The sequence below is a fragment of the Actinomadura sp. 6K520 genome (assembly GCF_004349245.1).
Taxonomy (GTDB): Bacteria; Actinomycetota; Actinomycetes; order Streptosporangiales; family Streptosporangiaceae; genus Spirillospora.
In genome coordinates, this window is the sequence record NZ_SMLC01000279.1 from 1 (window position 1) to 6,270 (window position 6,270).

The 6,270-nt window shown below is 72.8% G+C and carries 7 protein-coding genes and 1 pseudogene; 7 read left to right on the forward strand and 1 reads right to left on the reverse strand.

What is annotated here, in order from left to right; translation table 11 throughout:
- Positions 1–113 precede the first annotated feature (113 nt).
- The 6 genes from E1289_RS35740 to E1289_RS35765 all read left to right on the forward strand — a co-directional run bounded on the left by E1289_RS35740 (position 114) and on the right by E1289_RS35765 (position 5,334).
- Positions 114–1,454, forward strand: a complete 1,341-nt coding sequence (locus E1289_RS35740) for an NAD(P)/FAD-dependent oxidoreductase (protein ID WP_243713406.1) — start codon at positions 114–116, stop codon at positions 1,452–1,454.
- 42 nt (positions 1,455–1,496) lie between these two features.
- Positions 1,497–1,724 carry a hypothetical protein gene (locus tag E1289_RS35745; RefSeq protein ID WP_131988305.1) on the forward strand — a complete coding sequence of 76 codons (228 nt, stop codon included), beginning with the start codon at positions 1,497–1,499 and terminating at the stop codon, positions 1,722–1,724.
- A gap of 178 nt (positions 1,725–1,902) precedes the next feature.
- Positions 1,903–2,532 (forward strand): TetR/AcrR family transcriptional regulator, encoded by a 630-nt coding sequence (locus tag E1289_RS35750; RefSeq protein ID WP_131988307.1) that lies wholly within the window; start codon positions 1,903–1,905, stop codon positions 2,530–2,532.
- 145 nt (positions 2,533–2,677) lie between these two features.
- Positions 2,678–2,911 carry a DUF3107 domain-containing protein gene (locus tag E1289_RS35755; protein ID WP_131988309.1) on the forward strand — a complete coding sequence of 78 codons (234 nt, stop codon included), beginning with the start codon at positions 2,678–2,680 and terminating at the stop codon, positions 2,909–2,911.
- 116 nt (positions 2,912–3,027) lie between these two features.
- The gene (locus E1289_RS35760) at positions 3,028–3,312 is read left to right on the forward strand and encodes a GlsB/YeaQ/YmgE family stress response membrane protein (protein ID WP_131988311.1); all 285 of its coding nucleotides are present in this window, start codon (positions 3,028–3,030) and stop codon (positions 3,310–3,312) included.
- A 498-nt stretch (positions 3,313–3,810) separates the two neighbouring features.
- On the forward strand, positions 3,811–5,334 hold the full coding sequence (locus E1289_RS35765) for a DEAD/DEAH box helicase (protein WP_243713407.1): 1,524 nt from the start codon (positions 3,811–3,813) through the stop codon (positions 5,332–5,334).
- Between the two features lie 61 nt (positions 5,335–5,395).
- On the opposite strand, the gene E1289_RS35770 is transcribed toward E1289_RS35765, so the two are convergent.
- Positions 5,396–6,082 (reverse strand): glycerophosphodiester phosphodiesterase, encoded by a 687-nt coding sequence (locus E1289_RS35770; RefSeq protein ID WP_131988313.1) that lies wholly within the window; start codon positions 6,080–6,082, stop codon positions 5,396–5,398.
- 69 nt (positions 6,083–6,151) lie between these two features.
- Between E1289_RS35770 and E1289_RS39950 the strand changes: the two are divergent.
- Positions 6,152–6,270, forward strand: a pseudogene (locus E1289_RS39950) (alpha/beta hydrolase); the annotation flags it as partial.

Genomic DNA, 6,270 nt, shown 5'->3' on the forward strand with positions numbered 1-6,270 from the left:
GCCCGCCCGGCCCGCGACATTTCGTGTGCCCTATGTGTTCGAAGCGGCACTCTCCGGCGCCGGATTCCGTCACCATGGTCCGGGGACACCACACGGGGCGGGAGGCCGGGCAGTTGACGCAGAACCACCACTACGACGCCGTGGTGCTGGGCGGGGGAACGGCGGGCGAACTGGTGGCGTCCGGGCTCGCCCGCGCGGGCCGTGACGTCGCGCTCGTCGAGAGCCACCTGGTCGGCGGGGTGTCACCGTACTTCGCGTGCGTGCCGTCGAAGTCGCTGCTGCTGTCGGCGCGGCGCGGCGAGACCTGGGAGGCGGCGCTCGCCCGGCGCGACGCGCTGGCCGGGTGCCGCCGCGACGACCCCGCCGTCGCGCGGATGGCCGAGGCGGGCGTGACCGTCCTGCGCGGCCGGGGCCGTGTCACCGGGCCGGGGCGGATCGAGGTCGACGGCACCGCGCACGGCTTCGACGACCTCGTCGTCTGCACCGGCGGCGAGCCGGTGATCCCGGCCGTCGACGGCCTCGCCGACGTCCCGCTGTGGACCAGCGACGAGGCCCTGTCGGTGCCCGACCTGCCCCGCCGGCTGGCGATCCTCGGCGGCGGCCCGGTCGGCTGCGAGCTGGCGCAGGTGTACGCCTCGTTCGGCTCGCAGGTGTCGCTCGTCGAGGCGTCCGGGCGGCTGCTGACCGCCGAGGCGCCGTTCGCCGGGGAGGTGCTCGCCGACGCGCTGCGCCGGACGGGCGTCGACCTGCGGCTCGGCGCCGCCGTCGGCCACGCCGGGCGCAAGGACACCGGGCTGCGGCTGTGGCTGTCGGACGGCGGGACGATCGACGCCGACCGCGTCCTCGTCGCCGCCGGGCGCCGCCCCCGGGTGGCGGGCCTCGGCCTGGAGAACCTCGGCGTCGCCGTCACCCCGGGGCACGGGGTCCCGGTGGACGAGACGTGCCGGGTGCCGTGCGAAGCGGACGGGGCCTGGGCGGGCGGGGTCTGGGCTGCCGGGGACGTCACGGGGATCGCCGCCGCCACCCACGCGGCGCGCTACCAGGCGCGGGTGGTGCTGTCCAACCTCCTCGGGCGGCGCCGCGAGACCGACTACCGCGCGATCCCCCGCGTCGTCTACACCACGCCCACCGTCTACTCGGTGGGGATCTCGCCCGTGCAGGCCGCGGAACTCGGCATAGACCTCCGCACGGCCGGGTACGACCTCGCCGCGACGGTCCGGGCGGCGGTCGAGGCCGACGAACGCGGCCGGGTCGAACTGTACGCCGACCGGTCGCGGGGCCTGCTGGTCGGCGCCGCCGCGGCCGGACTCAACGCCGAGGAGTGGATGAGCGAGATCACGCTGGCCATCCGCGCGGAGACGCCGTTGAGCATGCTCACCGACGTCGTCCACGCGTTCCCGACCTACGGCGAGTCCGTCGAGGCGCCGCTCCGGGAACTGGCGGCGGACCTGTGAGGCAGCCCCCCGCGAAGGCGGGCCCTGTGAGGAGGACGTGTGATGAGCGAGACCGACGACCTCGACCCGGCGGTCACCGGCCCCGGCGAGGACGCCGCGGCCGATGAGGCCAACGAGGCCAACGAGGCCGACGCGGCCGAGCAGCGCGCCGCGATCGGCGAGGAGGAAGGGCCCCGGGAGTGGTCCGCGCAGGTACCGGACGACGTCAACGAGGCGGACGCGGTCGAGCAGCGGTTCGAGGTGCCGCTCGACGAGGACGACTACCGGTGAAACCCGGCCGGAAGGAGGGTGCCCGGGGTCCCCGCCGTCAATACACTGACCTGCGTGAAGGAACGTCCGCGTGCTTCGGCCGTGACCGACGGAGTTACCCGCGCGTAGGATGATGAGATTGTTCCCGCGCGGCGGAGGGGCCCCCGTCCGCCGCAATGATCGTTGATCGGAGAGTGTGGTGACCGCGACCCCGGACGCACGCCCCCGCGGCACGAGGCTGCCGCGACTGGCGCGCCGCAGGCAACTGCTCGGCGCGGCCCAGGAGGTGTTCGTCGCGCAGGGGTACCACGCGGCGGCGATGGACGAGATCGCCGAGCGCGCAGGCGTCAGCAAACCCGTCCTCTACCAGCACTTCCCGGGCAAGCTGGAGCTGTACCTGGCCCTGCTGGACGAACACGCCGAGGCCCTGGTGAAGATCGTCCGCGACGCGCTCGCGTCCACCACGGACAACAAGATGCGCGTCCAGGCGAGCATGCAGGCCTTCTACGACTTCGTGGCCGGCGACGGCGAGGCGTACCGCCTGGTCTTCGAGTCCGACCTCCGCAACGTCGCGCCCGTGCGGGCGCGCGTCGACCGCGCCAACCAGCAGTGCGCCGAGATGATCGCCCAGGTCATCGCCGAGGACACCAACGCCCCCACCGACGAGGCGTACCTGCTGGGCATGGGCCTCGTCGGCATGGCGGAGGTCAGCGCCCGCTACTGGCTCTCCCAGCACCGGGCCATCCCCAAGGACACCGCCGAGAAGATCATCGCCCGGCTGGCCTGGCGCGGGATCTCCGGCTTCCCCATGAGCGCCGAGCAGGGCTGACGCACCCGCCCGCCCGCCACGGAGCCGCCGCGGGCTTTCACGCTCGGTGAAACGGGAGTGCGGGCGGTACCGGTGAGCTCCGTGCGACCATCGTGGGAGGGCCCGCCGGCGGGCGGCGGGCCGTGACGGACGACGGGAGCAACGCGTGCAGGTGCGCATCGGTGTGCAGAACGTTCCGAAGGAACTCGTGGTCGACACCGGGCAGTCGGCCGACGAGGTCCAGGACGCGCTGGCGGACGCGCTGTCCCGGCCGGGCGGCGTCTTCGCCCTCCAGGACCGGCGCGCCGGGCGGGTCGTCGTCCCGGCCGAACGCGTCGGCTACCTGGAGATCACCGAGGACGAGCAGCGCAACGTCGGGTTCGGCGCCCAGTACGCCTGACCGCGTTCCGGCGCGGCAGCCCGTGTCTTGACCTCCACTTTGTTTGAATCCGACAGGAAGGGCATATCGATTCCCGACCACGGGCCACCGGCCCACGAAAGGAATGGATGATCGATATGCTCACGACGATTCTCTGGTTCATCGTCGTCGGTGCCGTCGTCGGAGCCCTGGCGCGGCTGCTCGTCCCCGGCCGCAATCCGATCGGCATTCTGCTCACGATCCTCGTCGGGATCGCGGGTGCCGTCCTCGGCGGGGTCATCGCGGACGCGCTGGGCGCGGGCACCCTCGTCGCCATCGTGTTCGCGCTGGTGATCGCGGCCATCGGGGTGGTGGCGCTCACGTCGCTGAACACGCGCGGCAGCGGACGCCGGGGCTGGCGCACCGGTCGCCGCTCCTACTGACCCACCGAGCACGGCGGCATGAACGGCCGGAAGCCCTCGCCCACCCGGGCGGGGGCTTCCCCCGTTCCCGGGCACGGCTGTCCGGATGTGGCCGTTTGACGGCCCCCGCGACAGGGCCGTTCAGCGGCTCCGCCCCGACGCAGCGGACGCTCGGCGCCCCCTGGCGGGGCGGGCGGTGGAATAGATGAAACCGCGGCTGCGTTTGATCCGGTGATCGGCTATTGGTGTATGCAACCGACGGTCGGTACACTGCGTCGCGGAGTGTGACCGCACGCAGCCACCGTGAGTGACTGCTTTCAACCCCTGACTGCGGTCGCCGACAGATTTTGAGCAACGGCTGGTCCCTCCCGCGCGAGCGCGCGGCCATGGCAAACGCTCGGCGGGCGTGCCCACGCGGTGACGCCCTTCGCGGGCCGCGCCGCACCCGGGAGCGGAGACCCCGCATATTGGAGGCTGGAAGCCCTGACTACCTTTCGTGAACTCGGGGTCGTACCCGAGATAGCAGACGCCCTTGAAGCAGAGGGCATCGTAGAAGCATTCCCCATCCAGGAGCTCGCCCTGCCGATCGCGCTGGGCGGCCACGACATCATCGGCCAGGCCCGCACGGGCACCGGCAAGACCCTCGCGTTCGGTGCGGCGCTGCTGCAGCGCATCGAGCACGGCGGCCGCGCACCGCGCGCGCTCGTCGTGGCGCCGACCCGCGAGCTGGCCCTCCAGGTGACGGACGACCTGCTGGTCGCCGGCGGCAAGCTCGGCTCCCGCGTCCTGTCCGTCTACGGCGGCCGGGCGTACGAGCCGCAGATCGACGCGCTCCGGGAGGGCGTCGACGTCGTCGTCGGCACCCCGGGCCGCCTCCTCGACCTCGTCAAGCAGAAGCACCTCGACCTTTCGCAGGTCGAGATCCTGGTGCTGGACGAGGCCGACCGGATGCTCGACCTCGGCTTCCTGCCGGACATCGAGCGGATCATCGAGCGGATCCCGGCGAAGCGGCAGACGATGATGTTCTCGGCGACCATGCCGGGCGAGATCGTCGCACTGTCGCGCGCCTACCTGACCCGTCCCACCAACGTCCGGGCCGAGTCGCACACCGAGTCGGACGCGACACCGCAGGTCGTCCAGCACGTGTTCCAGGCCCACCAGATGGACAAGCCGGAGATGGTGGCCCGTCTCCTGCAGGCCGAGGGACGCGGGCTCACGATGATCTTCTGCCAGACCAAGCGGGCCTGCGACAGGGTCGCCGCCGATCTGGTGCAGCGGGGCTTCGACGCCGCCGCCGTCCACGGCGACCTCGGGCAGAGCCAGCGCGAGCGCGCGCTGCGCGCGTTCCGCAGCGGCAAGATCGGCGTTCTCGTCGCCACCGACGTCGCCGCCCGCGGCCTCGACGTCGACGACGTGACCCACGTCGTCAACTACGAGTGCCCCGACAGCGCCGACACCTACGTGCACCGCATCGGCCGGACCGGCCGCGCGGGCAAGGAGGGCGTCGCCGTCACGTTCATCGACTGGTCCGACCTCACCCGGTGGAAGCTGATCAACAGCACGCTCGACCTGCCGTTCGCCGCTCCGGAGGAGACGTACTCCACGTCCCCGCACTTCTTCTCCGTCCTCGGCATCCCCGAGGGCACGAAGGGCCGGCTGCCCAAGGACAAGCGGCACGACCGCGCCGGGCTGGACGCCGAGGAGCTGGAGGACATCGGCGAGACCGGCCGGACCCGCAGCAACGACCGCGGCAACGACCGCGGCCATGACCGGGAACGCCCCCGGCCGCCGCGCCGCCGCAAGCGCGACCGGACCCGCACCCGCGGCGGCAAGCCCGTCGAGGGCGGCGAGGTGAAGGCCGACCCTTCAACTGCCGGGGGGCGTGGGGGGTCGTCCCACCGGGACACCGCCGCCGGGGGAAGCGCCGCGGACGACAACGTGGTCGACGCCGTGGCGACCGAGCGCAAGCGCAGCCGGAGCCGCCGCCGCACCCGCGCCGGCAAGCCGGCCACCGGCACGACCGAGGCGTCACAGAGCGCCTAGCAGCAAGTCCGACATCAACCGCGGGGCCTCCCGCCGGTCTCGCGGTTGAGTCGCGGTCTCGTCAGGGCCGGCCGTCCCGCACCTTCATCGCGACGTCGGGGTGGTCGGTGACCAGGACGGCGACGCGCGGGTCACCGAGGAACCGCCGCATCACCGGTTCGGCGTTGACCGTCCACACCATCGCGGGAATCCCCGCGCGGCCGCACTGGCGCAGCACGCCGACGCGGGCCAGCCGGTGGTTGACGGCGACCATGTCGGCGCCGGCCTTGCGGATCAGGCGCAGCGGCGCGAAGTCGTGCGCGACGCCGCGCTCCCACAGGTTGCGCCCCACCGACAGCGCCGTCCGCACGTCGGGGAAGGCCCGCTTGATCTGCACGAGCGACAGCACCTCGCGCGTGGTGACGACGAAGCGGTCCGGCCCGAACGCGTCGATGGCCATCTCCACCGTCTCGTGCTCGGTGCCGCGCTCCTTGAGGTCCAGATGGCCCTGCGCCCGGCCCCCGATGATCTTCATGGCCTCGCTGACGAGCGGGACGGGCCGCGGCGCCAGTTCCTGCACCCGGTCGTAGGTGAGCCGGTTCAGCGGCAACCCGGCGAGGTCGGCGTCGTGGTGGACGACGAGGCGCCCGTCCCCCGTCCGCCGGATGTCGATCTCCACGTACTCCGCACCGGACTCGACGGCCATGGACAGGCCGGTCAGCCCGGCTTCGTCACGGCGGTGCGCGGAGATGGCAGGCTTCGGACGCACCCTGCCGACGCTACCACCGAAGGTTTTTCACGGGTGTCCGTTGCCGCCGATTGAGTATGGTGGTCCCCCGTGAGCACGCCCCGGTTCCTGACCTTGCCCCCCGGCGTCAGCCGGACGAACATCGAGACCTCCCGAGGCTCGTTCGCCGCCCTGGAGGCCCTCCCGGGGTCCGGTGTGCCCGAACGCCC

Bases quoted from the DNA above. Each gene is read 5' to 3' on its own strand.
- E1289_RS35745 (WP_131988305.1), top strand. From the start codon at position 1,497: ATGAGCGAGACCGACGACCTCGACCCGGCGGTCACCGGCCCCGGCGAG.
- E1289_RS35760 (WP_131988311.1), top strand. From the start codon at position 3,028: ATGCTCACGACGATTCTCTGGTTCATCGTCGTCGGTGCCGTCGTCGGA.